General features: G+C 42.0%; 23 protein-coding genes. 11 read left to right on the top strand and 12 right to left on the bottom strand.

The genetic code is table 11. The annotated features are described in order from the left end of the window. Nucleotides 1-36: 36 nt before the first annotated feature. Entirely contained in the window at nucleotides 37-1,557 is a 1,521-nt protein-coding gene (locus F957_RS05905) for a catalase (protein ID WP_016542402.1), read from the bottom strand. Between the two features lie 584 nt (nucleotides 1,558-2,141). Here F957_RS05905 and F957_RS05910 point away from each other — a divergent pair. After that, nucleotides 2,142-2,591 (top strand): hypothetical protein, encoded by a 450-nt coding sequence (locus F957_RS05910; RefSeq protein ID WP_016542403.1) that lies wholly within the window; start codon nucleotides 2,142-2,144, stop codon nucleotides 2,589-2,591. A 77-nt stretch (nucleotides 2,592-2,668) separates the two neighbouring features. Here F957_RS05910 and ptsP read toward each other — a convergent pair whose 3' ends face one another. Continuing rightward, nucleotides 2,669-4,963, bottom strand: coding sequence for a phosphoenolpyruvate--protein phosphotransferase (ptsP, locus tag F957_RS05915; RefSeq protein WP_016542404.1), 2,295 nt, complete (start codon nucleotides 4,961-4,963; stop codon nucleotides 2,669-2,671). A gap of 93 nt (nucleotides 4,964-5,056) precedes the next feature. Continuing rightward, nucleotides 5,057-5,533, bottom strand: a complete 477-nt coding sequence (locus F957_RS05920) for an RNA pyrophosphohydrolase (protein ID WP_004656060.1) — start codon at nucleotides 5,531-5,533, stop codon at nucleotides 5,057-5,059. Nucleotides 5,534-5,717: 184 nt separating this feature from the next. Here F957_RS05920 and F957_RS05925 point away from each other — a divergent pair, with 184 nt between their 5' ends. From F957_RS05925 to F957_RS05940, 4 genes are all read left to right on the top strand, one after another. Then, nucleotides 5,718-6,368: an HAD family hydrolase gene (locus tag F957_RS05925; protein ID WP_016542405.1), complete on the top strand. Its 651-nt coding sequence runs from the start codon at nucleotides 5,718-5,720 to the stop codon at nucleotides 6,366-6,368. A gap of 132 nt (nucleotides 6,369-6,500) precedes the next feature. Continuing rightward, complete coding sequence (locus tag F957_RS05930; protein WP_016542406.1) at nucleotides 6,501-7,934, top strand: DUF2252 domain-containing protein; 1,434 nt, start codon at nucleotides 6,501-6,503, stop codon at nucleotides 7,932-7,934. A 58-nt stretch (nucleotides 7,935-7,992) separates the two neighbouring features. Further along, nucleotides 7,993-8,739 carry a sporulation protein gene (locus tag F957_RS05935; protein WP_016542407.1) on the top strand — a complete coding sequence of 249 codons (747 nt, stop codon included), beginning with the start codon at nucleotides 7,993-7,995 and terminating at the stop codon, nucleotides 8,737-8,739. Nucleotides 8,740-8,811: 72 nt separating this feature from the next. Then, a complete protein-coding gene (locus tag F957_RS05940; RefSeq protein WP_016542408.1) occupies nucleotides 8,812-9,600 on the top strand; it encodes a glycine-rich domain-containing protein in 789 nt (262 codons plus the stop codon). A gap of 8 nt (nucleotides 9,601-9,608) precedes the next feature. On the opposite strand, the gene F957_RS05945 is transcribed toward F957_RS05940, so the two are convergent. The 3 genes from F957_RS05945 to F957_RS05955 form a co-directional block, all read right to left on the bottom strand. Next, a complete protein-coding gene (locus F957_RS05945) occupies nucleotides 9,609-10,472 on the bottom strand; it encodes a LysR family transcriptional regulator (protein ID WP_016542409.1) in 864 nt (287 codons plus the stop codon). 21 nt (nucleotides 10,473-10,493) lie between these two features. After that, entirely contained in the window at nucleotides 10,494-10,733 is a 240-nt protein-coding gene (locus tag F957_RS05950; RefSeq protein WP_016660478.1) for a DUF2061 domain-containing protein, read from the bottom strand. 468 nt (nucleotides 10,734-11,201) lie between these two features. After that, nucleotides 11,202-11,750 carry a hypothetical protein gene (locus tag F957_RS05955; protein ID WP_016542411.1) on the bottom strand — a complete coding sequence of 183 codons (549 nt, stop codon included), beginning with the start codon at nucleotides 11,748-11,750 and terminating at the stop codon, nucleotides 11,202-11,204. 376 nt (nucleotides 11,751-12,126) lie between these two features. On the opposite strand from F957_RS05955, the gene leuC reads away from it, so the two are divergent. The 4 genes from leuC to leuB all read left to right on the top strand — a co-directional run bounded on the left by leuC (nucleotide 12,127) and on the right by leuB (nucleotide 16,048). Then, a complete protein-coding gene (leuC, locus tag F957_RS05960; protein ID WP_016542412.1) occupies nucleotides 12,127-13,545 on the top strand; it encodes a 3-isopropylmalate dehydratase large subunit in 1,419 nt (472 codons plus the stop codon). A 12-nt stretch (nucleotides 13,546-13,557) separates the two neighbouring features. Continuing rightward, the gene (gene leuD / locus F957_RS05965; RefSeq protein WP_016542413.1) at nucleotides 13,558-14,208 is read left to right on the top strand and encodes a 3-isopropylmalate dehydratase small subunit; all 651 of its coding nucleotides are present in this window, start codon (nucleotides 13,558-13,560) and stop codon (nucleotides 14,206-14,208) included. A gap of 135 nt (nucleotides 14,209-14,343) precedes the next feature. Then, nucleotides 14,344-14,919: a hypothetical protein gene (locus F957_RS05970; RefSeq protein WP_004656044.1), complete on the top strand. Its 576-nt coding sequence runs from the start codon at nucleotides 14,344-14,346 to the stop codon at nucleotides 14,917-14,919. 49 nt (nucleotides 14,920-14,968) lie between these two features. Continuing rightward, entirely contained in the window at nucleotides 14,969-16,048 is a 1,080-nt protein-coding gene (leuB, locus tag F957_RS05975; RefSeq protein WP_016542414.1) for a 3-isopropylmalate dehydrogenase, read from the top strand. Between the two features lie 54 nt (nucleotides 16,049-16,102). On the opposite strand, the gene F957_RS05980 is transcribed toward leuB, so the two are convergent. After that, nucleotides 16,103-16,501, bottom strand: coding sequence for a hypothetical protein (locus tag F957_RS05980; RefSeq protein WP_016542415.1), 399 nt, complete (start codon nucleotides 16,499-16,501; stop codon nucleotides 16,103-16,105). Nucleotides 16,502-16,676: 175 nt separating this feature from the next. Between F957_RS05980 and F957_RS05985 the strand changes: the two genes are divergently transcribed. Beyond that, nucleotides 16,677-17,048 carry a lysozyme inhibitor LprI family protein gene (locus F957_RS05985; RefSeq protein ID WP_004656039.1) on the top strand — a complete coding sequence of 124 codons (372 nt, stop codon included), beginning with the start codon at nucleotides 16,677-16,679 and terminating at the stop codon, nucleotides 17,046-17,048. Nucleotides 17,049-17,110: 62 nt separating this feature from the next. On the opposite strand, the gene infA is transcribed toward F957_RS05985, so the two are convergent. Beyond that, nucleotides 17,111-17,332 carry a translation initiation factor IF-1 gene (gene infA, locus F957_RS05990; RefSeq protein ID WP_001284370.1) on the bottom strand — a complete coding sequence of 74 codons (222 nt, stop codon included), beginning with the start codon at nucleotides 17,330-17,332 and terminating at the stop codon, nucleotides 17,111-17,113. 229 nt (nucleotides 17,333-17,561) lie between these two features. Between infA and F957_RS05995 the strand changes: the two genes are divergently transcribed. Continuing rightward, nucleotides 17,562-18,569, top strand: coding sequence for an AraC family transcriptional regulator (locus F957_RS05995; RefSeq protein WP_004656037.1), 1,008 nt, complete (start codon nucleotides 17,562-17,564; stop codon nucleotides 18,567-18,569). 46 nt (nucleotides 18,570-18,615) lie between these two features. Here F957_RS05995 and truA read toward each other — a convergent pair whose 3' ends face one another. From truA to F957_RS06015, 4 genes are all read right to left on the bottom strand, one after another. Continuing rightward, nucleotides 18,616-19,413, bottom strand: a complete 798-nt coding sequence (gene truA, locus F957_RS06000; RefSeq protein ID WP_016542416.1) for a tRNA pseudouridine(38-40) synthase TruA — start codon at nucleotides 19,411-19,413, stop codon at nucleotides 18,616-18,618. Nucleotides 19,414-19,428: 15 nt separating this feature from the next. Then, nucleotides 19,429-20,397 carry an asparaginase domain-containing protein gene (locus F957_RS06005; protein WP_016542417.1) on the bottom strand — a complete coding sequence of 323 codons (969 nt, stop codon included), beginning with the start codon at nucleotides 20,395-20,397 and terminating at the stop codon, nucleotides 19,429-19,431. Nucleotides 20,398-20,441: 44 nt separating this feature from the next. Further along, complete coding sequence (locus tag F957_RS06010; protein ID WP_016542418.1) at nucleotides 20,442-21,698, bottom strand: hypothetical protein; 1,257 nt, start codon at nucleotides 21,696-21,698, stop codon at nucleotides 20,442-20,444. Between the two features lie 61 nt (nucleotides 21,699-21,759). Next, a complete protein-coding gene (locus tag F957_RS06015; protein ID WP_016542419.1) occupies nucleotides 21,760-23,223 on the bottom strand; it encodes a FimV/HubP-related protein in 1,464 nt (487 codons plus the stop codon). Between the last annotated feature and the right edge of the window lie 78 nt (nucleotides 23,224-23,301).

The following is a 23,301-nucleotide window of genomic DNA, read 5'->3' as shown; positions in this document are numbered from 1 at the left end:
CATCCGAGGATGGCTTTTTATTTCAATATTTAAGGTTTACAGAAAACTAGGTAAATGACGGGCTGGATCGGTTTCACGAGCAGCTTGAGCATCTGCAACGGTCATGCCTAATGCTTTCGCTACACCTTCACCATAAGCAGGATGGCAAGCATAGCAATTACGGATATGACGATACTTGATGAAGTCTAAGGCATCACCCATGGCACGAGCCGTATTACCAAATAATGCATCTTGTTGTTCAGGTGTCATCAATTCGAACAAGGCACGTGGTTGGCTGAAGTAGTCATTATCATCTTCACGGTAATCCCAGAAATCAGCATCACCATTAATTTTTAATGGCGGTTCTTTGTACTGAGGTTGCTCTTGCCATTGACCAAAGCTGTTTGGTTCGTAGTGCGGTAAGCCGCCATAGTTGGCATCGGTACGACCTTGGCCATCACGGTGATTACTATGTACAGGGCAGCGTGCAGCATTGACTGGAATTTGTTGATAGTTCACACCCAAGCGATAGCGTTGAGCATCGGCATAGTTAAACAGGCGTGCCTGTAACATACGGTCTGGTGAAGCACTAATGCCTGGTACTAGGTTACTTGGAGCAAAAGCAGATTGTTCAACATCCAAGAAGAAGTTCTCAGAATTCCGATTTAGTTCAAACTCACCAACTTCAATCAGTGGATAATCACCGTGAGGCCATACTTTGGTTAGATCGAATGGGTGATACGGAACTTTCTCGGCATCTTGCTCGGGCATGATTTGCACGAAAAGCGTCCATTTTGGATAGTCTTGACGTTCAATCGCATCAAATAAATCACGCTGATGACTTTCACGATCTTGACCCACCAATTCACCAGCTTCTGCATCGGTTAAGTTTTTAATCCCTTGTTGCGTTCTAAAGTGGAATTTTACCCAGAAACGTTCATTGGCAGCATTAATGAAGCTGTAGGTATGGCTACTAAAACCATGCATATGACGATAACTTGCAGGAATACCACGATCAGACATCACGATGGTCACTTGATGTAACGCTTCGGGTAGTAAAGTCCAGAAATCCCAGTTATTGGTTGCGCTACGTAGGTTGGTTTTAGGATCGCGCTTAACGGCCTTATTTAAATCAGGGAATTTACGCGGGTCACGCAAGAAGAATACAGGGGTGTTATTTCCCACCATATCCCAGTTACCTTCTTCGGTATAAAATTTTAAAGCAAAACCACGAATGTCTCGTTCTGCATCTGCTGCACCGCGTTCACCTGCAACCGTGGTAAAGCGCGCAAACATCTCGGTTTTTTTACCAATTTCGCTAAAGATTTTAGCGCGGGTATATTGCGTAATATCATGGGTGACGGTGAATGTACCAAATGCACCAGAACCTTTAGCATGCATACGGCGCTCAGGAATCACTTCACGGACAAAGTTGGCAAGTTTTTCATTTAGCCATAAATCTTGGGCTAATAACGGTCCTCTAGCGCCAGCGGTCATACTATTTTGGTTATCAACCACAGGTGCACCAAAATCAGTGGTTAAGTGGCTATAAGGACATTTTTTATCGTCTTGGCTCATATTCTATCTCCATCAAGATGACCTGTGAGCTAGGTCACCTCAATTGTTTGACCGTTCAAAGATATGAATGCTTAACTGTCTCATGTGCAAATTGGGTATCGAAATATCAGATGCCTAAGTGCGATTTATAATGATCAAGTTCACATCCTTTGTATTTTTACTCTAGGTTGATGAAAGCTTTTTTTCCAATGGATTAAAGTTGATGTCATAAATGCTTTATTCGATTGAAGCTGTCTAAATCTTAAACATGAGTAGCGTATTTGTGGATATAAAAATTGTTAAAAAAAGATAAAAGATAATTTAAAAATAAAGACTTACTACTTTGCTTGGTTTTAATGAAAACTGAATCGGACGCTAGATTAATAAAATTTGAGAGCCACCATTTTTGCTGAAAAATAGCGCCTTTACATGTTGGAGTTATGTAAAAAGGCCCAGAACGGTTTCTGTTATGGTTTTTGTTGTGTATAAAAGTTAATCAATTGCTTGGGGTTTCTGACATCGAAAGCTGAGTAGCAAATATGTAAAGCTTTCATATTTTAACGTTTGCTATGTTATTTTGGATTATCTTTAAAGAGATTAAAAAAATGAAAAAACTAGCATTAGGTTTCGGGTTGTCTTTAACTGTTTTAGCAGGTTGTACTTCCATGCCACAAAAAGATGAGACTAAAGCAAATTCCGTGAAGGTTGAGTTTGTGGGTCAAGGTAGTTATACCGTAACTCCGCAACAGGGCACCGTAAGTTTATATGCCGTGGACAGTCAGATCGCGGATGTTCCAGCAACCTTGATTCAACAGAAAAAAGTTGCAATCTCTCAAGTACCATTTAGCGTTGATTTTACCGTCCCAGCGGATCACCGTCAGCGCATTCAGCCACCAGTCCGTGATGATGCTAAAATCAAATACTATGTGACTTGGGAATCAGATGCCAAAAATTTAACGGGTAAAGATGCCATCTTGATTGATTATGATCGTCAATTTCCGAGCGTGAGTTTGAATGGTGCTAAACAGCAGATTTACCTGCGTTCAGTAAAATAAAGAGATATATTGAAAAGGGCGACGGTGTTGAACGAGTCGCCCTTTTTTATGTTTGGTCTTATATCGAAATGTCTCGTTTAGACATTGAGCATGCGATTGGATTTGACCATATCAGCCAAGCCGTGAGTTTTGAAATAATGTTCCAGCCAGCTTTTAATCACCAGTGGGTTATTCATTTGCAGTACATCATCCAAGAGTTTTTTGGCATCACTCATTGGGACATGGCAAATCGCTTTGCGGACTCTCAGAATATTGCTTGAGCTCATCGATAAAGTATTAAAGCCCATTGCCATCAATAGAATGGCCGACAGCGGATCTCCCGCCATTTCACCACAAACACTGACCGGTTTTTGATGGATATGACAATCTTCAACTAAGCGCTTTAAGGCACGTAGTACTGATGGGTGGAAATGTGAATAGACGTTGGCAACATGTGGGTTATTCCGATCGACTGCCAGTAAATACTGGGTTAAATCGTTAGAGCCCACCGAGAAAAAGTCGACCAACTCAGCAAATTCATCAATCTGTAACAGCACACTCGGTACTTCGACCATGATGCCGATTTTCGGTTTGGTGATTTTGACTTGCTCTTCTTCTTGTACTGCAATCCAGTCACGTTCTAAGAGATAGAGTACTTCTTCAACCTCACTGACGCTGGTCACCATCGGCAATAAGATATGTAAATTATTTAGGCCAATACTGGCTTTGAGCATGGCCCGAATTTGTGCAGAAAAAATTTCAGGATGATCCAGCGTAAAGCGTAAACCACGCCAACCCAAAGCCGAATTTTCTTCTTCAATACTGAAATAAGGGAGGTCTTTATCCGCACCAATATCAAGGGTACGCATGATCACAGGCTTGTTGGCAAAATGGCTGAGCTGTTGACGATAGATGGCCCGTTGTTCTTCTTCACCAGGGAAGCGTTCACGTAGCATGAACGGAATTTCACTCCGGTACAGTCCCACACCTTTGGCACCGCGCTGTACACCACGAACCACATCAATCATCAAACCGGTATTGACGAATAAAGGAATAGAGACACCGTCTGGGGTAATCGCATCTTTGGTTTCGTATTGCTTTAAATCTTTGGCGATTTGTTCTTCTTCTTTTTGAACTTCTTTATAGCGCTGACGTAGGCGACGTGGTGGATTGACGAAGACACGGCCTTGATAAGCATCTACAATCATCTCGATATCATCGAGTGTAGTAATCGGTAATTCGGTTACCCCGACCACAGTTGGAATGCCCAAAGCACGTGCAACGATGACCATGTGCGAGTTGGCAGCGCCTTCAGAAGTGACAATCGCTGCGATATTATCGACGGGCAATTCGACCAAAGCTGCGGTACTGATCTCTTCACCAATCAAAATACTGTCAGGACTGAGTTCACGGTGACTGGTATCATTTTCTTGCAAGCAGGCCAAGATTCGGCGGCCAAGATCTTTCAGATCAGAGACACGTTCACGCAGATAGTCATCTTCCATTTGCGCAAACAGCGCCACATGTTTATCGATGACTTTACGTACAGCACCTTGTGCCCAACTGCCTGCACGAATATGGTCTTTAATTTCGCTTGGTAAGGCATTTTCATCTAACATGCGCAAGAATACGCTGAACAGCGCACGCTCTTCTGACATCAGTGAATCTTGCATTTTGTCATCAAGCGATTGTATCTCTAAACGTACTGCTGCAATGGCTTGATCGAGTAATTCCAATTCATCGCTAATGTCCTCGGCTTCACGATCAGGAATTGCAGCGAGATCAGCAGGGGGATAAAGTACGATGGCACGACCGAGAGCCACACCGCCAGCACCCGATACCCCTTGGAAGGTTTTATAGCTTGGCCCGTTGCTAGGTTTACGGAATACATCAATATTGCCGACCGCATGTGCATGGGCGATTACCCCTGAGAGTTGTGCACACAAAGTCACCAAAAAGGATTCCGCCGCTTCACTGAAGTCTTGTGATTCTTTATTTTGAACGACTAATACGCCCATCACCTTACGGCGATACATGACAGGAACGCCAAGGAAAGAGTTAAATAGTTCTTCACCTGTTTCAGGCAAATAGGCAAAGCGTTCGTGTTTGGGCGCATTGTCTAAGTTAACAATTTCTTCACGTTGCCCCACCAAGCCAACCAAGCCTTCACCGACACTGAGCGATACGGTGCCAACTGCCTCAGCTTTTAATCCTTTAGAGGCCATTAACACGTAGCGACGATTACGCTCGTCCAATAAATAAATTGAACAGACATCGACATGCATGGCATCGGCCACATGATTGACCATAATGTCCAAGGAATCATGCAAACTGACGGACGCATTGATTTCTTGCACAATGCGTCTAAGCGTGTCGAGTTGCATGTTTGACATGGATGTTTACTCCAATTTATTGAATCGTTATAGGCCTAGTTATAACAGCTCTCTTGTCAAAAATCATTGCTTAAAGTGATGATTCTTTGACAATTAACGCTGAGGTAGTTGTAAACATAATTCCATCATGGCTTTACGGTAAACATCGCGTTTGAAGTTGACCACTTGACCCAATGGGTACCAGTAACTCACCCATTGCCATTCATCGAACTCGGGTGGGTCTGATAGGTTTAACTGAATATGATGGGGCGATGCCGTTAACTTCAGTAAAAACCATTTTTGCTTTTGTCCAATACATACCGGATCTGAATCTGACCGAATGTACCGATGTGGCAAACGATAACGCAGCCAACCTTTTGTTTGCGCTATAATTTGGACGTGTTCGGGCAATAAACCGACTTCTTCTCTCAGTTCACGAAAAAGTGCCTGCTCAGGGGTTTCACCAAATTGGATCCCTCCTTGTGGAAATTGCCAAGCATTGTGACCAATGCGCTTTGCCCATAAAACTTGTCCGTCATCGTTTGCCAAAATGATCCCGACGTTGGGTCGGAAACCTTCTGAGTCGATCATTTGGCTACCTAAATTTTGTCTATATCGTTGACTTTGATCTCGGGGACAGTCACTCTTCTTGTCCAACTCGAAAAAGGTCAAAGTAAAATGTTTAAAAATTGCTATGATCTTAACGAATTTCTATCGACTAGCGGAGATAGATTTACATTTTTTTTCTTAATTTTCAGTTTAAACGAGAAATTCTATGCAATTGGCTTTGTTTGATTTAGATCATACGCTGTTAAATACCGATTCTGACCATTCTTGGGGAGAGTTTTTGGTCAATGAGGCTTTGGTTGATCCAGTTCATCATCGTCAAATGAATGACAAGTTTTATGAAGACTATAAAGCGGGACAGCTTGACCCGATTGCCTATAATGAATTTGTATTCGAATTCCTGACCAAACATGACAATGCCTATTTAACTGAGTTACATCAGTTGTTTATGCAAAAGGTGATTCGTCCACAAATGCGCCCTAAAGGTTTTGAGGCGATTAAAAAACATCAAGATCTTGGTCATGCCATTGTCGGCATCACCGCCACCAGTGACTTTATTACCGCACCGATTTTCCGTGAATTTGGCATTACCGAGATTATAGCCACCAGTGCAGAAGTGGTGGATGGACAGTATACGGGCAAGGTGACAGGGATTCCGTGTTATCAAAAAGGCAAGCTTACGCGTCTGGATCAGTGGTTGGCTGGTCGCTCCGTGACCGAGTCGTGGGCCTATTCTGATTCAATCAACGACCGTTTCTTGCTGGAATATGCCACCCATGCAATTGCGGTCAATCCAGATGATCGTTTAGAAAAGCTAGCGCAGGAACAGGCTTGGGACATTCAAGACTGGTCGATCTAAAGTTTTGATTTGCTGCCAAATATGTCCGGATGAAATGGAATATTTGGCAGTGTTCTAAATCGAATTAAAAAAAATTATTATCGTTTTCACTCAAATTATTGCTATAACACTACTGGATTTATAGGGGGTGTTATGCCAAAACAACAAATAAAATTACCAAAACAACTCTGGACCGCAGAGAGTATTGATCTCACACGACATCGTTATCAAGGCAAGTTATTAAGCAAAAGCGAAGGCTTTCAATTAGGTAAGACACAACGAAAAAAAGTTCCACGTGAAAACTTGGCTCAACTTTCAGTACGCCCCAAAGGTACCACGGCGTTAACACTTTATGATTGGAGCAATCAAGGACGCCTAGCACAATTACAGCCGATTCGTGCCAAGCGGATGAGTGTCTCGCCATTTACGTTCTATCGTGGAATGCCTGCATTGATGCTGTTTGACCAAGCATGGGAACAATACAATTCTGGCTTGTTTCAGCAAATTTGTGGTGATTGCCATTTAAGTAACTTTGGCGGTTTTGCCAGTCCTGAACGTAACCTGTTATTCGGTATCAATGACTTTGATGAGACCTTGGTTGCGCCATTTGAGTGGGATTTAAAACGTCTGGTGACCAGTTTTGTGATTGCGGCCAAAGACATTGGTTTGGGAGAGCGCAGTGGTTTAAAAGCCATTAAAACCATGCTGAATAGCTACCGCAAACACTTGCTTGAAAATATGGCCTTATCACCATTGCAAGTTTGGTATGAAAAGGTCGATGCCACGACTTTATTAGAGAACACGGAATGCCGAAAACTGAGGAAGATACGCGCCAAGCATTTAGATTCAGCTCAAAAACGTAATGCGCATTCAGTATTACCAAAGCTCACTCAACAAGATGCTGAAACTGGGTTTAGACATTTTATTGATGATGCTCCTTTGCTGTGGCATCCCAAAGCCGATGAACCTTTTGCTCAGCAGGTCGATGAATTCTTTCTACGATATCGCGATTCATTGAAATTTGATCGACAGGTGTTGTTTGATCGTTATCAACGGACCGATGTAGCGCTGAAAGTGGTGGGGGTCGGTAGTGTCGGAACCCGTTCAGCGATTGCCTTATTTGAAGATGCAGACCGTGAACCATTGATTTTACAAATGAAAGAAGCCAACCCTTCAATTCTCAGTCCGCTATTTAAAGATAAGGTTGAGCATGAAGGCGAGCGAGTGATTCATGGACAGCAATTGATGCAAGCGGCTAGTGATATTTTCTTGGGCTTTTCCAGCTTACAACAAGATTTCCATGTGCGTCAGTTACGAGATATGAAAATTTCGGTTGATCTTGCTGATATGGATGATGAATATTTTTATGAATATGCGGAAAGCTGTGGTCTCGCTTTAGCCCATGCACATGCCAAAGCCGGCAATGCGGATGTATTGATGGGATATTTAGGTGAAGGCAGTACCATCGTTGAAGTTTTACAGGATTATGCGACCCAGTCAGCTGAACGTAATTTCAATGACTATCAGCAATTTATGAATGCGGTAGCAGATGCTAAGATTCAGCTCGCTGGCGATGATGTCCTTTAATCATAGGCCTGTTAGAACAGATAGAAGAATAGTCTTGATTTGAGAGAAAAAGAGAAAAATGTTTAGTAAAATTATGTCAGGCTTGGGCCTGCAAGGTGTCACTGTTGAAACCCGTTTATTTAATTCGACTTTACAGGCAGGAGAGACGCTACGCGGTGAGATTAACTTTAAAGGTGGCTCAACCGATAAAGATATAAAAGGTCTGTATTTGCAACTGATGACCATGGCGGAGGTCGAGTCTGGTGATCATGAATTTAATCAACCATTGGTTTTGGATCAATGGTTAATCAGTTCTAATTTTCTATTGGCTGCACATCAATCACACCATGTTCCTTTTACCATGGAAATCCCGCATGAAACACCAATCACCGAAGTTGCTTGCCGCCGCAATGCAACACGGGTCTGGATCAATACCCGTCTGGATGTAGACTGGGGCGTAGACGCAACGGATCGTGATTATTTAAGAATCTTGCCAACACCCGCCATGCAAATGTTTTTACAAGCGATGCAGCAATGTGGATTTGTTTTGTCGACGGTGGATGTCGAAAAAGGACAACTCACAGCGCATCACTTTAGATCGACGATTGGCTGCTACCAAGAACTAGAGTTTGTATCTTCAACTATGTTCAGTGGCTTTAATGAGGTTGAAGTGTCTTTTGTTGCTGAAGCGCATCAAACCCATGTCATGCTTGAGATTGACCGCCGTTTCCGCTCAGATCAATTATTGTCGATGACCATTCCGCATCATCTCTTAGATGTCGCTCAGATGACCCAGCAAATTCGCCGTTTATTGCAGATTGGATAAGTCTGCTTCAACCTCCCTTTGGGGAGGTTTTTTTGTCATATTACTGTCATCATTTATTTTTAAGATCAAGCCATGAAAATAAAAATAAATCAGGAAGCTCAGACTTCCATCTTGCTCGATACATTATTGCAATTAAAACGACAACAACCGATGATCAAAATGCGATGGATCGCGCTCCCGATCTTGCTATTGATTTTGATGTACAGTTGGCAGCAACAGCTGTTTACTGCTTGGGTGATCTTGCCCTTTCTATGGTCAGTGATTGTGCTGAATCTTGCCTTGATTGCGCGTTCTAAATCTAAACAATTACAAAAGATTGAGCAATTCAAATTCGATCCAGTTTTTTGGAATAAATTCAGATTCTATTATCCAGAACTGGGTCTAAAACAACGACAATTGATCGAAGCTGGATTTAAGGACTACTTGGCTTTGCATGTCATACAAAAACAGGCCTATGCCATGCCTTCACATGCCGTGGATAGCCTATGGCATGTCATGCTGGAATTTCCAAAACAGTATCAAGACTTGTGTGAACAGCTTATTGGTCGACAGCTTCATCATAACCCCTATGATGCGAGCACAACATCCACACAGCAAACACAACAGTTATTCGCCGCGTGGCGGAACAGTTGCGGTTTACATGCCTATCAGCCAAGAAATACCACGCTATTACCGAGACTGTTTGCGATTGATCAAGCTTTAAATTGGCAGGATGGACAGTATTTTAATCTTGAATTGATGACCAAGGATTATGCGCAATACCTGCAAGCACAATCTTCGTCATCCTCGTCAAGCTGCAGCAGTAGCAGCAATAGCTGTAGTAGTTGCAGCAGTTGTGGTGGTGGTGGTGGGGGAGACTAATCCTGAAATTAACCGACATGCATCATACGGATCAGTTCTTCAGCCGCTTTAGATTGAATTCGTGCAGGATGCCAAACCATACCCAGTTGACGTTGCATATCTAGTTTTAAATCAAGTTGTTTTAAATCCTGATTGACTAAGGTTTTTGGCAACACCGACCAGCCGAGACCAATCGAGACCAACATTCGAATGGATTCCAAGGGATTGTTGCTCATGGTGATTTTCGGTTTTAAGCCATTCCGTTCAAATTCAGACAAAGTGATTTGACTGGTATAGGTTTGTGCAGCAGGTAACAAACTTGGGTAGGCAATCAGGTCTTCAAGTTTGAGTTGGGGGTGTTGTGACAAAGGATGGAAGGGCGCAGCCACAAACACCAATGGATCATTCCAGATGGTCACATAATTCAGACGATCATCCCCAACGGGCGGTAGGGTTAAAAATGCCAGTTCCAGTTCACCGGCCAGAACCAGTTCATGTGCTTGTTCTGAATCGACAAAATGCACATCCAAGGTCACTTGGGGATAATGCTGCACAAAGTTTTTAAGCGGTTCAGCTAAATGATGTAAACCAATATGATGACTGGTGCCAATCTTTAAACGGCCTTGCACCTGCGCTTGTTCATGACTCAAGGTATGATGAATTTCCCCTAATTCATTCAGCCAAGTCCGGACTTTAGGTAATAGAGAATGTGCGGCATGAGTAGGTTGGATGCCCCGGCCGGCTGATTCAAACAGTTTGACCCCGAAGTAGTCTTCTAGGCTATGAATCCGCTTAGTGACTGCGGGTTGGGTAATAAATAATTGTTCTGCTGCGATAGAAATTGAACCGGTTTCCATGACTTTAACAAATGCTTCAAAAGCAGCGAGATTCATACAAAAGTATCCAAAGAAATTTTAAAGCTGTTGAGTATCTTTATTTAATTTAAATTCGAAATGATTCCAAATTTTCTCATGAAAGAAAAAAGCAAAGGCTTGTACTGTTGGTTCAAGCAAACTTAAGGTTGCTGCAATCCAAAAGTTTCCTGTAATCACATAAGCAACCATCATTGCCACACTAATATGTACAATATAATAACTTAAAGTTTTTTTAAAAGTTCGACGATTGTTATGTACAAATTTTTGAATACGAGTCATGGGAATGCCCTTAAGATGCTCTATTAATGTAAATAATAATCATTATCGAATAAAATGTAAAAAAGAAATTTCAATTTAGGACGATTGGATTTATAAATCGTGAAGTGATTCATTTAAATAAGTAGCTCAAAACCAGAGCACGTATGAAATGTGCTCAGCGAAGATGATTTAAAATTTTTTATTTAATGAGATGATCAGGATCTAAAATTTCAATTTATCATTCCAAAAAAGTTTGTTAATTTATAAAAATGATAAATTAGGTTTATGTGATGTGATTGCTATAATTAATCCAAGATGAAAATACTCAGACCAATGGCAAGCACGGTGGAGGGTGACGATATGGCTGGCAAGACTCAAACAGATAAAACTTTGTATGACAAGTTATAGGATGATCATTCAGTTAAGGGGGATTCTATCTGTATCAGGCTAACCCAAACGAGTGCTTTGGGCTAGCGTTAATATGAAATTTTAGATTGAGCTTAAAGCATTTGTTTTAAACTCGCTGATACAGGCATCTGCATGTGATTTAAGTGCGGCCTTTAATACAGCAGCATTATTTGCAATTAACTGGTCATAAGATGGTGAGTTCTCTTTGTCGTCTTGGTTTTTTGAACAACTGCTTTCAGCAAGGACTTTTTGATTCTTCGTATCAATCAATCTTAGTTTTGCAGCGTATAAAACTTTATAGTTATTCCAATCTGAAATGTAGTAAATAGACTGCCAGTGTGTGGTTTGGACGTCGAGTAAAAGATCTGCGCCTTTGTATTGTTCAGCAAGTGTCTTAACATTATTCGTTGTAGTTTTAGATGTGCTTGTTGTGATATTCGTTATCCCTAGCTGACTCTCTAGTGTTTTCGATAGCTCGTTAGCGATATAGATTGAGGGATCTTCTACCTGATTTTCGTTAATGATCTTGTTACCACTAGATATCTGAGCAGCCACTCCAAGAAGAGCAAACTGTACATTTAATGCTGTAGTTGCAAGGAAAGGTGGTTTCTCTCGTTTAGAGATAATCACGGATGTTGGATTTGATGCTTTTACAGCATTTATATTCAGTTTTTGGGTTTGGGTGCTTGCACATCCAGTTAATAGAGCTATAAAGATAAGAATATCACTTTCTGCATTGATTTTGTATCCTAAGGTATGAGTTGTTTTATATATTTGTGAAATATTGTATAAAATTAGTTATTTTGCGGATAGCTATTTTATGAATTATTCAAAAGGTATTCGTATCTTATAAAGTACATTAAGTTTATCAAGGGAATTGAGAATCATTCCTAAAAGTTTGTTAATTTATAAAAATGATAAATTAGATTTATGTGAAGCGATTGCTATAATCAATTTAAGATCAAAAATACCCAGACCAATGGCAAGCACGATGGAGGGCGACGACATGGCAGGCAAAACATTATATGACAAATTATGGGATGACCATTTAGTAAAACAACGCGATGATGGTTCGAGCTTAATTTATATCGACCGCCATTTATTACATGAAGTGACCAGCCCTCAGGCTTTCGAAGGCTTACAGCTTGCCGATCGCCAACCTTGGCGTTTAAGTGCTAACGTTGCAACACCTGACCATAACGTACCAACCTCTAAAAAAGAGCGTGAACAGGGCATCGCAGGGATTGAAGATGATACCTCTCGTATTCAGGTACAAACCTTAGATGACAACTGTAAAAGCTTTAATATCGTTGAGTTCGGGATTAATGATATCCGTCAAGGTATTGCCCATGTCGTTGGCCCAGAACAAGGTTTAACTTTGCCGGGAATGACCGTGGTCTGTGGTGACTCGCATACAGCGACACATGGTGCTTTTGGCTGTTTGGCACATGGTATCGGGACGTCGGAAGTGGAACATGTGTTGGCAACGCAGTGTTTGGTACAGAAGAAGTCGAAAAACATGTTGGTGCGTGTTGATGGCGTATTAGGTACTGGTGTCACTTCAAAAGATGTGGTGTTAGCTATTATTGGCAAAATTGGGACTGCGGGCGGTACAGGTTATGCCATTGAGTTTGGTGGCCAAGTGTTCCGTGATATGTCGATTGAAGGTCGTATGACTGTATGTAATATGGCGATCGAAGCGGGTGCTCGAGTGGGTATGGTTGCAGTCGATGATAAAACTATTGCCTATGTCAAAGATCGTAACTATGCACCAAAAGGTGAACAGTGGGATCAAGCGGTTGAATACTGGAATACCTTACATTCAGACGAAGATGCCGTATTTGATGCGGTGGTGGTTTTGAATGGTGCAGAGATTGAGCCACAAGTGTCTTGGGGAACTTCTCCTGAAATGGTGATTCCTGTTTCACAAGCAGTACCGACTTTAGAACAAGCCAAAGATGATGTACAACGCAATGACTGGACCCGTGCTTATCAATATATGGGCTTAACTGCAGGTCAAGCTTTGGCTGATATTCAGTTAGACCGCGTTTTCATTGGCTCATGCACCAACTCGCGGATTGAAGATATTCGTGCTGCTGCAGATGTGGTGAAGGGACGTAAGGTTGCGTCGAGCATCAAACAGGCGATGATCGTGCCAGGTTCGGGCTTGGTGAAACAGCAAGCCGAACAAGAAGGTTTAGATCAAATCTTCTTGGCAGCAGGTTTTGAATGGCGCGAACCAGGTTGTTCGATGTGCTTAGCAATGAATGCAGATAAATTACAGCCGGGTGAACATTGTGCTTCGACCTCAAACCGTAATTTTGAAGGTCGTCAAGGTAACGGCGGACGTACCCATTTGGTCAGCCCAGCGATGGCAGCCGCAGCCGCGATTGCAGGTCATTTTGTTGATGTTCGTTCATTCTAAAGGAGCACAAGCATGGAAAAATATACTGTAGAGCAAGGTATTGTTGGGCCTTTAGATCGTGCCAATGTCGATACCGATTTAATCATTCCAAAACAGTTTTTAAAGTCGATTAAACGTACAGGGTTTGGCGATAACTTATTTGATGAATTGCGTTATTTGGATGAAGGTTATTTAGGTCAAGATATTAGTAAACGCCCAAAGAATCCTGACTTCGTGTTAAATCAACCGCGTTATCAAGGTTCAAGTATTTTATTAGCACGGACCAATTTTGGTTGTGGCTCTAGTCGTGAGCATGCGCCGTGGGCATTGAATGAATACGGTTTCCGTACCGTCATTGCGCCAAGCTTTGCTGATATTTTCTTTAATAACTGTTTTAAAAATGGCATGTTACCTGTGATTTTATCTGAACAGGTGGTGGATCAGTTATTTAAGGAATGTGCTGAGAATGAGGGCTATCAGTTAACAATTGATTTAGAGGCTCAGGAAGTTCGAACCCCAACGGGTGAAGCATTTAAATTTGAAATTGATCCATTCCGTAAGCACTGTTTATTGAATGGTTTGGATGATATCGGTTTAACTTTACAAGTGGCAGATGATATTCGTGCTTTTGAAGCAAAGGCGAAACAAGCACGTCCATGGGTGTTTCAAGAGATCCAAGCCTAGGTTTGGATCAGGGAAATTACACTAGGTTTTAGACATTTTTAACATAGGCGTAGCGCAGAGATTGAACTCTTGTTAACATGCTAGCGGATAATATTTTGCTTACATGTTACAAGACATGAGGACTGGGCTTGAATAATGAAAAGAAGACTCGCTCGCAGTATTTTACTGTGTCTAGGCGCTGTTACGACTTTGACTGCGTGTCAAAATGCACCCAATGTGGTGGATCAAGTTCGTATTGCACAGAACACATTGGAAAGTAAGGCGGACAACACAACTTTATATTGTTCAGGTGTTGAGAATTGTGAGTTTGAACGTATTGGTGATATCGATGTCATTGATGCAAAGACTCATCGGATTAGCCAAAAGGCAATGGAACGCGGTATTGTACGCTTACATGGCTCAGTATTTAGCCGCAAACAGCAGGTCTATTTAAGTGTGCCAGCCAAGCAATACGAAGTCGTGATTCGCTTTTATCCTATTTCTCCTGACCGTTCCGAAACTTTCCATGTGATTCATGCATTTAAACCGCATGTGCGCTATACCTTTAAAATGTACCGAGATCGAACACGTCGTTCAGGTAGTTTGCTTAATGTTTCCGTACCTGATCCATTGTGTGTGGATTTACAGCAAGAGCAACACACCATTCGCCGTTTCTGCCGTCCATTTGACGTCAGTACCGGTTTAGGTGAGTTTGTTGAGAAAAAGGTTTAATTGGCTCGCAGCGTCTTCGTTGCACATAGGAAAATTGGAAGTAGAATAGATGTCTAAGCATATTTTAATTTTAGCGGGTGATGGCATTGGTCCTGAAATCGTAGCTGCTGCTGAAAAGGTTTTAACCAAGGTCAATGATAAATTTAATTTAGCTTTGACATGGGAACATGGTTTGCTTGGTGGTTCTGCAATTGATACACATGGCGAACCCTATCCTGCTGTGACCAGCGAACAGGCGAAAAAAGCCGATGCGATTTTATTGGGTGCGGTTGGTGGTCCGAAGTGGGATAGCATTGAGCGTTCAATCCGTCCCGAACGCGGTTTGTTAAAAATTCGTAGTGAACTCAATCTATTTGCCAATTTACGCCCTGCGATTTTGTATCCACAATTGGCAGATGCATCGAGCTTAAAACCTGAAATCGTTGCTGGCCTTGATATTCTGATTGTTCGTGAATTAACGGGGGGGATCTATTTTGGTCAACCACGTGGTATTCGTGAACTCGAAAATGGTGAGAAACAAGGCTATAACACTGACGTCTATTCAGAAAGTGAAATCAAACGTATCGCCAAAGTCGCTTTTGAGTTGGCTGGATTGCGTGGTGGCAAGGTCTGTTCGGTGGATAAGGCCAACGTTCTTGAAGTAACTGAGTTGTGGAAGCAAACCGTCACTGACCTACAGCAAGCACAGTATTCAAATATCCAGTTATCGCATATGTATGTGGATAATGCGGCAATGCAATTGGTGCGTGCACCAAAGCAATTTGATGTCATCGTCACAGGCAATTTATTTGGTGATATCTTGTCTGATGAAGCAGCGATGTTGACCGGTTCGATTGGGATGTTGCCATCGGCGTCTTTAGATGAAAATGGCAAAGGCATGTATGAACCATGTCATGGTTCTGCGCCAGATATCGCAGGTCAAAATATTGCCAATCCATTGGCGACGGTACTTTCAGTGGCGATGATGCTGCGCTATACCTTCCGTGAGGAAGCGGCTGCAAAAGCGATTGAAGATGCGGTCGGTCAAGTTTTAGACCAAGGTTTACGTACCGCCGATATTATGTCTGAAGGCATGAACAAAGTCGGGACAGATGCGATGGGTGAAGCTGTGGTTGCAGCATTAAACTAAGCACTGAAGTCTATAAAAAAACGCAGCAATAGCTGCGTTTTTTTATTGCTTTGATTAGCAGGCTTTACCTTCATAACGAATAGATCGTGCGATTTGTTGCTGATCAAGCTCAAAAATAATATGGCATTTTAAGTTCAGATCATAAGCACTGCCTGCATTGCCAGCACTTTGAATCGGAATATTCTGAGCGCCAAGTTCGGTTGATTGTGCTATCGGAATTGGGATACGGATGGGACGAATCACGGTATAAATCAGTTGATTATTTTGCTTAACTGGTCGGGCTAATGTTTGGAAACCTAAGGGTTTTAAGTCGAGCTGTTGCTGGATGGTGTTCGCAGATTGCCCAATAAACTGCTTTAGATAGTCGGGCAGGCTTATATTTGGCTGCTTTGATGTCGCACAAGCTTGTAAACCGAGAAGTGTACAGAACAACAGATACTTATAATTTTTCATTATGATCATCCTTTATCTTTTTGATCTTTTTTTATTCAATGGCAAAAGTGCAGGAGTGTCGAGAGCATTTCTGTGAATTGCTAAAAAGATACAATCTTGTCTACTTTTGGGCAATGTTCAAGCCCAGAAAAATATGCTTAGATAATGATGATAATTAAGCGATTTGGACAACTTCATGCGCAAAATAATATTTGGCTTGATCTGTGGGGCAATGGCAACTTTGAGCTATGCTGATAACTGCGAAAATGCCCGTAATACTTATGATGATATCTACTGCACCAATAAAATTTTTGCTAGTGCAGATGCTGATTTAAATAAAAACTATCAGCAATTACGCAAACAACTGAGTGATACACAACAAAAAATTTTGAAAAAATCACAACTGGCGTGGATTCGCCATCGTGATGCAGAGTGTAGTGATGACTCCAAAAGTACGGTTTATGTGCAATGCCAATTGAATGCAACGCAAGAACGCAACAACTGGTTGCAAGAGCGTATCCGTGAATGTCAGACAGTGGGCTGTAAAACGACACGCCTGAGTGAATAAACGTTCGCATGAGCAATAAAAAAAGCCACATAATGTGGCTTTTTTGCATTCACTAATCTGACTTAGCGTGCACGATAAGTGATACGACCCTTCGTCAAATCATAAGGCGTCATTTCAACTTTAACACTGTCACCTGTCAAAATACGAATATAGTGTTTACGCATTTTACCAGAAATGTGAGCAATAACTTCGTGACCGTTTTCTAAACGTACACGGAACATCGTATTAGGAAGCGTTTCGGTGACAACGCCTTCGAACTCAATGAGTTCCTCTTTATTGGCCATAGCCTACCTGAGATCAAATTGGGAAGGCGCAAATTATAGTCAATTTATTTAAAATTTACAAGATCAAGTCGGTGAGAGGCTGTCAGATATTAACCGAAAGAAACTGTCAGACAATCTTGGAATTTTTTTAACAAAATAAGCAGAATATTGTTGTCAGTTTGGTCAATCAACGTTAATCTAAAATTGTTGTTCATTGTCATAATAACGTATCTACAGGGAAGGGCACTGCGTGGGTCAGCTAACAGATGCATCAGTTGTATTGCGCTTTGGTTATCAGGCAATTCGTAAAGCAGGATTACCAACTGAAGAGATTTTAACAAAGGCCGGTGTAGCATTAAATCAGGTGGATACCAATGCAAGAACGCCGTTAAGTGCACAAAATGCATTTTGGATTGCTGCACAGGATGTCAGTAATGATCCTGATATTGGGCTACATCTGGGTGAGCATTTACCGTTATATCGTGGTCAAGTCATTGAACATCTCTTTATCAGCAGTGAAACCTTTGGCGAAGGCTTGAAGCGTGCTTTGGCCTATCAACGTCTGATCAGTGATGCTTTTGACGCCAAACTGGTGATTGAAGATGGTCGCTGCTATTTAAGCAATGGCGAACAGTATTGGCCAGATAATTTAGTTAACCGTCATTTCTCTGAATGTGCCATGTCAGGCATTTTACGTTTCTTTAAATTTATTACTGAAGGTCAGTTTCACCCAATTTATATTGATTTTAACTTCAATGAGGGTGCTGCTGATGACGAATACTTTAGAGTCTATGGTTGTCCAGTGAGCCTGGGGCAAAAAGAAACCCGTCTTTATTTTGATGCCGCTGTACTGGATTATCCGTTATGGCAAGCAGAACCTGAGTTATTGCAATTGCATGAGCAATTGGCGATTGAAAAATTACAAGAACTAGCACGTTATGATTTAGTGGGTGAAGTGCGCCGTGCCATTGGTTCAACTCTTGAAAGTGGTGAAACCACATTGGAGACAGTGGCGGCACAGTTGAATATCACGCCACGTCGTTTAAGAACCCAGCTCAGCGAAGCCAATACCAGCTTCCAGCAAATTCTTTCGGATTATCGTTGCCGTTTAGCGAAAAAGCTATTAGCAAATACCAATGAAAGTGTAGAACGTATTGTGTATTTAACGGGTTTCTCTGAACCAAGTACCTTCTATCGCGCCTTTAAGCGCTGGACCAATGAAACGCCTGTTGAATATCGCAAGCGTAAACAACGTTAATTGGTTGCAAATAAAAAAGGCCTTATCACAGTGATAAGGCCTTTTATTATTCAGCTAAATTCAACCAGTGTGGCCCTAAAGGTAGCTGAGGTAAGTCGAATTCATCAGGATAATAAGACTGAATAAAATATAAACCATCAGGTGGCGCGGTAATACCTGCAGCGGTACGATCTTCTGCGGCAAACATGGTATCAATATGGTCGATTTCATACAGACCTTGCCCAATTTCAAGCAGGCAGCCCATGATATTACGCACCATATGATGCAAGAAGCCATCTGCCTGAATGTCTAAGACCAGATAGCGCCCATGTTCAAATAAGCGGCAGTGTTTTACATGGCGTACTGGCTGATTGGATTGACAGGCTGCAGCGCGGAAAGTTTCAAAATTATGCGTACCCTCAAATTTTGCTGCCGCGGCAATCATCTTTTGCACATCAAGGGTTTGATAAAGATGGGTGACCTGCTTATGTAGTAAGGCTGGGCGAGTCGGAGCGTTATACACCACATAGCGATAACGGCGAGCCACTGCTTTAAAGCGTGCATGAAAATTTTCATCCATGCATTTAATCCATTGGATTGAAATATCTTTGGGCAGTTGACTGTTGGCGCCACGAATCCAACCTTGCTCTGGGCGAATAGCCTCAGTGTCGAAATGCGCCACCATATTGGTCGCATGTACGCCTGCGTCAGTTCGGCCAGCACCATGTAACATAATCGGTTGATTGGCAATACGACTTAGCACTTTTTCTAGGGTTTCCTGAACAGTGATAACGCCAGCCTGTTGGGTTTGCCAACCACGGTATTGAGTACCGCAAAATTCAATACCGATTGCATAACGTTGCATGTTCTAACCTCAGAATTAATGTTGATGCCAATGTTCGAACCACTGTTCGTGGGTCGGATATTTTAAATACATTTGCAAGACTTTTGCATATAAATCGGCATGGCTATGACAATCATTGACTAAAACTTTGGCGGATTGAATCCATGAACTGACAGCATAGCGTTGGTCAATTTGCCCAAAGGTCACTTGCGTACTAATAATCGGCAAACATTGTTTTTGATAAAGTTGTTCAAAAATCGCCAGAATTTCATCATTCACCGCAATATTGCCAGTACCAAAGCCTTGCAGAATCAAGAAATCGGGTGGGCTAAGCAGAAGATTGTTTAACTGCAAAATAAATTGTTGTTTCGCAATCGGCTGCAACATCAAATTCAAGACACTGAGTTGAGCGGCTTGATCAATCTGTTGATTTTGGACAATAAGCGCATCTGCAGTCGTGTCACAGCGCTGGTCTGCTTTGATGCCAACAAAAGCATCTAATTCAGTGGTATGGGCTTTTAAAGTACTTTGTGCATGAAAGACTTGCTCATGGAAGGCAAGATAAACACCACTCGGTAAGGCAAGCACTTGCTCCAGTGCTAAATACAGATTACCAATTGCATCGGTGAATTCACGGGTATCGTTGCCTTCAATATTCAATAATGGGTATTGGCTGCCCGTAATGATGGCATGGCAAGAATGGCCTAAAAAACGTGCCAGTGTTGCAGCAGCATAGCTTAAGGTGTCTGTCCCATGAATGATGACAAAATGCTGAAAGCCATTGAGTTGTAATTGTTGGATTTGTTGTACCAATTGCAACCAATCGGTTGCGGTACAGGCACTGCTGTCTTTAATGCTGGTCGCAGCAAAACATTCAACCTGTAAATGTGCTGGAATCACCTTCGCTAATAAAGGCAAAAAATCCTGTTCAGGCATTGGCATCAAGGGTTCGCCAATACAACCAAACGTCCCACCCATATAAATTAAAGCGATTGTTTTCATCATAAAAAAAGCAGCCTGAGAGACTGCTTATATTAGACTGATCAAATTCAGGAAGCTATTTTATTCAGTAAATTTTCTGAACGTTGTTGTTGTTCTGCATTGAATGCCTGATTGTTTTTTAACAACTCACGTGCAGAATCATAGGCACCTAGTTCAATATACTGCTCTGCAAGCTCTAAATTCAGCTGGGCTTCATCAAGCTGTTGTAGATCAGGGAAAGACTGTACCAATGGGTCATGAATCGCAATCGTTATTGACGGTGCAGTAACAGGAGCGGTCGGCTCAGGTGATGTTTCAACTGCGGCAGGTTCAGCAACATCAAATGAAAACGCTGCGGTTTCAAGTGACGTAGGTTGTTCAGTTTTTGCTACTGTAGGTTCAAAGTTAAAATCTAGGCTTGGTGCCGTTTCTTCTACCGGTGCTTTTTCTTCAATCGGTTGAGACGCAACTTCTAAGTTGGTAAAGTTAAAGTCAAGCGCTGGTTTTGCCTCTTCAACTTTTGCTTCTTCAATACTTGGCGGCGTTGTTGGTTCTAAGTTAAATGAAAACTCAAGTGGAGGCTGTTCTTTGCTCTCAGGTGTTTCAACTGGGGCAGGTGCAGCTTCAGGAGTCGGCTTCTGCTCAAACGAGAAATTAAAGTCTAAAGGCTGAACTTCAGGAGCGGTTTCTACAGGTTTTGTTTCTTCTGCAGATGCCGCATATTCTGATTGCAAGTCATCAAATGTTTGTGCTGTTGGCGTTTGAACCAGTGCATCAAAGTCTGCAACATTGTTTTGAGTTTGAGGCTCAGCTGTTACAGGCGTTTGCTGAAAATGATGAGATGTTAAATTAAAATCAATGGAATCAGGTTGTTTATTCTGCTCGTATTCACGATGTTTGGCTTCAGCTGCTTGAGCAATATCTTCCAGTTTCAAGGCATGGATATGTTTGATCAATTGATCAATCGCCAAATCATCTTTTTGCTTTAAATGAATATCAAGTAAATACAGATACAGTTCGTGTTGAGCGTTATCTTGCTTTAGGGCCTGATTGATTTGTGCTTCGGCAGACTGGAAATTACCGTTTTGAATTTGTTGTTCAAGTTTCTGGCGCAAACTTTCAGAAATTTCAGTCGTGGTTGGAGGGGCATATTCCTGTTCCTCACGGACTAATGTGGTTCGTGAAGCAGATCGTGTCGCTGCTTTTTTTGCCGTTTTGCTGGCACCTTTTTTCGGTGCAGCATTGGCTTGATTGCTTTCACGTTTTTTTAAAACGATGGCGACAATCAGTACAATGACCAGCAGTACAATGATTATAGTTGACATGATCTATACCCCTTAAAGATAGAGCCGCTTTTATGCAAATTTATGAGAATATTCTCGCAACCTAGCGTGTTGGCTTTTTAGTGTCCTGTTGCGCTTTCAACTGATCTTGCAGTTCGGCAAGCCGTGCATTCAACAGCTGAATACGTTGTTCCTTGTGACGTAGTGCCAATTCTAACTGTGTTACGTTTCTTTGTAATGTAACGGTTTTTTCTCGTGCTGTCATAACTTTTAATGATAAGTCAGCACTGGTTTTTTGCTGTAATGTGTCTTTCTTGGCACTTCCTGTACTGGAATCTTGATGACTTTCAGCCACCAGAGACATTTCAGCTTGTTGCAAACGATATTTCGTTTTTCCAGTGGTCGGACGTTGTGTTTGCGCCGCAATTTGCTGGGTATTTTTATTTTGCTGTACCGACGTTGCTGTAAGATTAAAGTTTAAATGAGAGCCTTGTCTGAGTCGATTGGCATTTCCCCCAATAAAGGCGTGTTCATTTTGTGCTTTAATCTGATTCATGACCTGAGCAACAGGCTGTTGTGTTTGTCCCGCAATTCGTTGCGCAATACTCCATAAAGATTCATTGCGTTGCACCAAATGCTGTTGAGGCTTGTCATTGCTTGGCGCTGAATTTGTAGCAGGCTTTTTCTTGGTGGCCTGAACCGTTTCTTGAACTTGTTCCTGTGTTTTAGTTTTTTCTTTGGTTTCGATCGGTTTAAGCTCAGCTACTTTTAATTCCTCATCCAATGCCGCATTTTGCTTGGTGCTGGTCGTCGCATTCGCAGTTTGAGCATCTTCCTGTTTCATTGGAGTTGCCGCTAGCGGCTGTTTTACAGTATCAGCGACGGGTGTTACGGGCTGTGATGGGGGAGCAGCAGTGGTTACAGCCTCTACTTTAACTGGTGCAGCAATTGCAACTGCACTGGCGGCTGTTGCTGTCGAATTTGGTTTTGATGTTTCTAAGACAGGTGGCAGCGTAAAAGGTGCATTCAACAGCGTTTCTTGTTTTAAATTCTGTGGCTGCGGATTTGGATTCACAACATTAAAGCGGGTACTTTCAGGTAGGTTTAAAGCGATATCTTTTTCACTGACAATAAATTTGGGTGTCAATGATTGTTCATTGGCATTCTTTGCGATCGGTGCTTTGGCAATTTGACGCATGGGTTGACGAATATGCTTTAGATGAGATGCGCCGTCTTCCTGAATTTTTAAAATAATATTTAGCTCAGCATCCGTTATTGGACGGGATGAAGTAATGACGATAACCCCTTCACCTTGGTTATTTCGACGGGTAAAAAAATTCAGGCTGGATGGTGGCTGGTGTGCCGCGCCTAGCATCAGTAAATCTTCAGGCGTTGCTAAACTCACATCTAATTTGGAGTTGGCATCTGCCTGATGAAAGCTCATTTCTGCATACAAAAGTTCGCCGGGTGCAGACTGGATTTGAATTGGATCAAGCGTAATTGCATAAAGGTGTTGCGAAGAAATGATGGCTAAAATGGCAATTTTTAATTTGTTATAAACAGTCATCTCGATCCATGAAAAAGTGATGTTATCGTCTGGAAAAAGTATACATTACCGTGATGTAAATGAATTGTAAATTATTCA

Origin of the sequence: Acinetobacter gyllenbergii CIP 110306 = MTCC 11365, from assembly GCF_000413855.1 — a bacterium.
GTDB classification, from domain to species: Bacteria; Pseudomonadota; Gammaproteobacteria; order Pseudomonadales; family Moraxellaceae; genus Acinetobacter; species Acinetobacter gyllenbergii.
The sequence above is the reverse complement of the archived record's forward strand: the minus strand, read 5'-3'. Positions and strand labels throughout refer to the sequence as shown.

Bases quoted from the DNA above. Each gene is read 5' to 3' on its own strand.
- F957_RS05905 (WP_016542402.1), bottom strand. From the start codon at position 1,557: ATGAGCCAAGACGATAAAAAATGTCCTTATAGCCACTTAACCACTGAT.
- F957_RS05910 (WP_016542403.1), top strand. From the start codon at position 2,142: ATGAAAAAACTAGCATTAGGTTTCGGGTTGTCTTTAACTGTTTTAGCA.
- ptsP (WP_016542404.1), bottom strand. From the start codon at position 4,963: ATGTCAAACATGCAACTCGACACGCTTAGACGCATTGTGCAAGAAATC.
- F957_RS05920 (WP_004656060.1), bottom strand. From the start codon at position 5,533: ATGATCGACTCAGAAGGTTTCCGACCCAACGTCGGGATCATTTTGGCA.
- F957_RS05925 (WP_016542405.1), top strand. From the start codon at position 5,718: ATGCAATTGGCTTTGTTTGATTTAGATCATACGCTGTTAAATACCGAT.
- F957_RS05930 (WP_016542406.1), top strand. From the start codon at position 6,501: ATGCCAAAACAACAAATAAAATTACCAAAACAACTCTGGACCGCAGAG.
- F957_RS05935 (WP_016542407.1), top strand. From the start codon at position 7,993: ATGTTTAGTAAAATTATGTCAGGCTTGGGCCTGCAAGGTGTCACTGTT.
- F957_RS05940 (WP_016542408.1), top strand. From the start codon at position 8,812: ATGAAAATAAAAATAAATCAGGAAGCTCAGACTTCCATCTTGCTCGAT.
- F957_RS05945 (WP_016542409.1), bottom strand. From the start codon at position 10,472: ATGAATCTCGCTGCTTTTGAAGCATTTGTTAAAGTCATGGAAACCGGT.
- F957_RS05950 (WP_016660478.1), bottom strand. From the start codon at position 10,733: ATGACTCGTATTCAAAAATTTGTACATAACAATCGTCGAACTTTTAAA.
- leuC (WP_016542412.1), top strand. From the start codon at position 12,127: ATGGCAGGCAAAACATTATATGACAAATTATGGGATGACCATTTAGTA.
- leuD (WP_016542413.1), top strand. From the start codon at position 13,558: ATGGAAAAATATACTGTAGAGCAAGGTATTGTTGGGCCTTTAGATCGT.
- F957_RS05970 (WP_004656044.1), top strand. From the start codon at position 14,344: ATGAAAAGAAGACTCGCTCGCAGTATTTTACTGTGTCTAGGCGCTGTT.
- leuB (WP_016542414.1), top strand. From the start codon at position 14,969: ATGTCTAAGCATATTTTAATTTTAGCGGGTGATGGCATTGGTCCTGAA.
- F957_RS05980 (WP_016542415.1), bottom strand. From the start codon at position 16,501: ATGAAAAATTATAAGTATCTGTTGTTCTGTACACTTCTCGGTTTACAA.
- F957_RS05985 (WP_004656039.1), top strand. From the start codon at position 16,677: ATGCGCAAAATAATATTTGGCTTGATCTGTGGGGCAATGGCAACTTTG.
- infA (WP_001284370.1), bottom strand. From the start codon at position 17,332: ATGGCCAATAAAGAGGAACTCATTGAGTTCGAAGGCGTTGTCACCGAA.
- truA (WP_016542416.1), bottom strand. From the start codon at position 19,413: ATGCAACGTTATGCAATCGGTATTGAATTTTGCGGTACTCAATACCGT.
- F957_RS06005 (WP_016542417.1), bottom strand. From the start codon at position 20,397: ATGATGAAAACAATCGCTTTAATTTATATGGGTGGGACGTTTGGTTGT.
- F957_RS06010 (WP_016542418.1), bottom strand. From the start codon at position 21,698: ATGTCAACTATAATCATTGTACTGCTGGTCATTGTACTGATTGTCGCC.
- F957_RS06015 (WP_016542419.1), bottom strand. From the start codon at position 23,223: ATGACTGTTTATAACAAATTAAAAATTGCCATTTTAGCCATCATTTCT.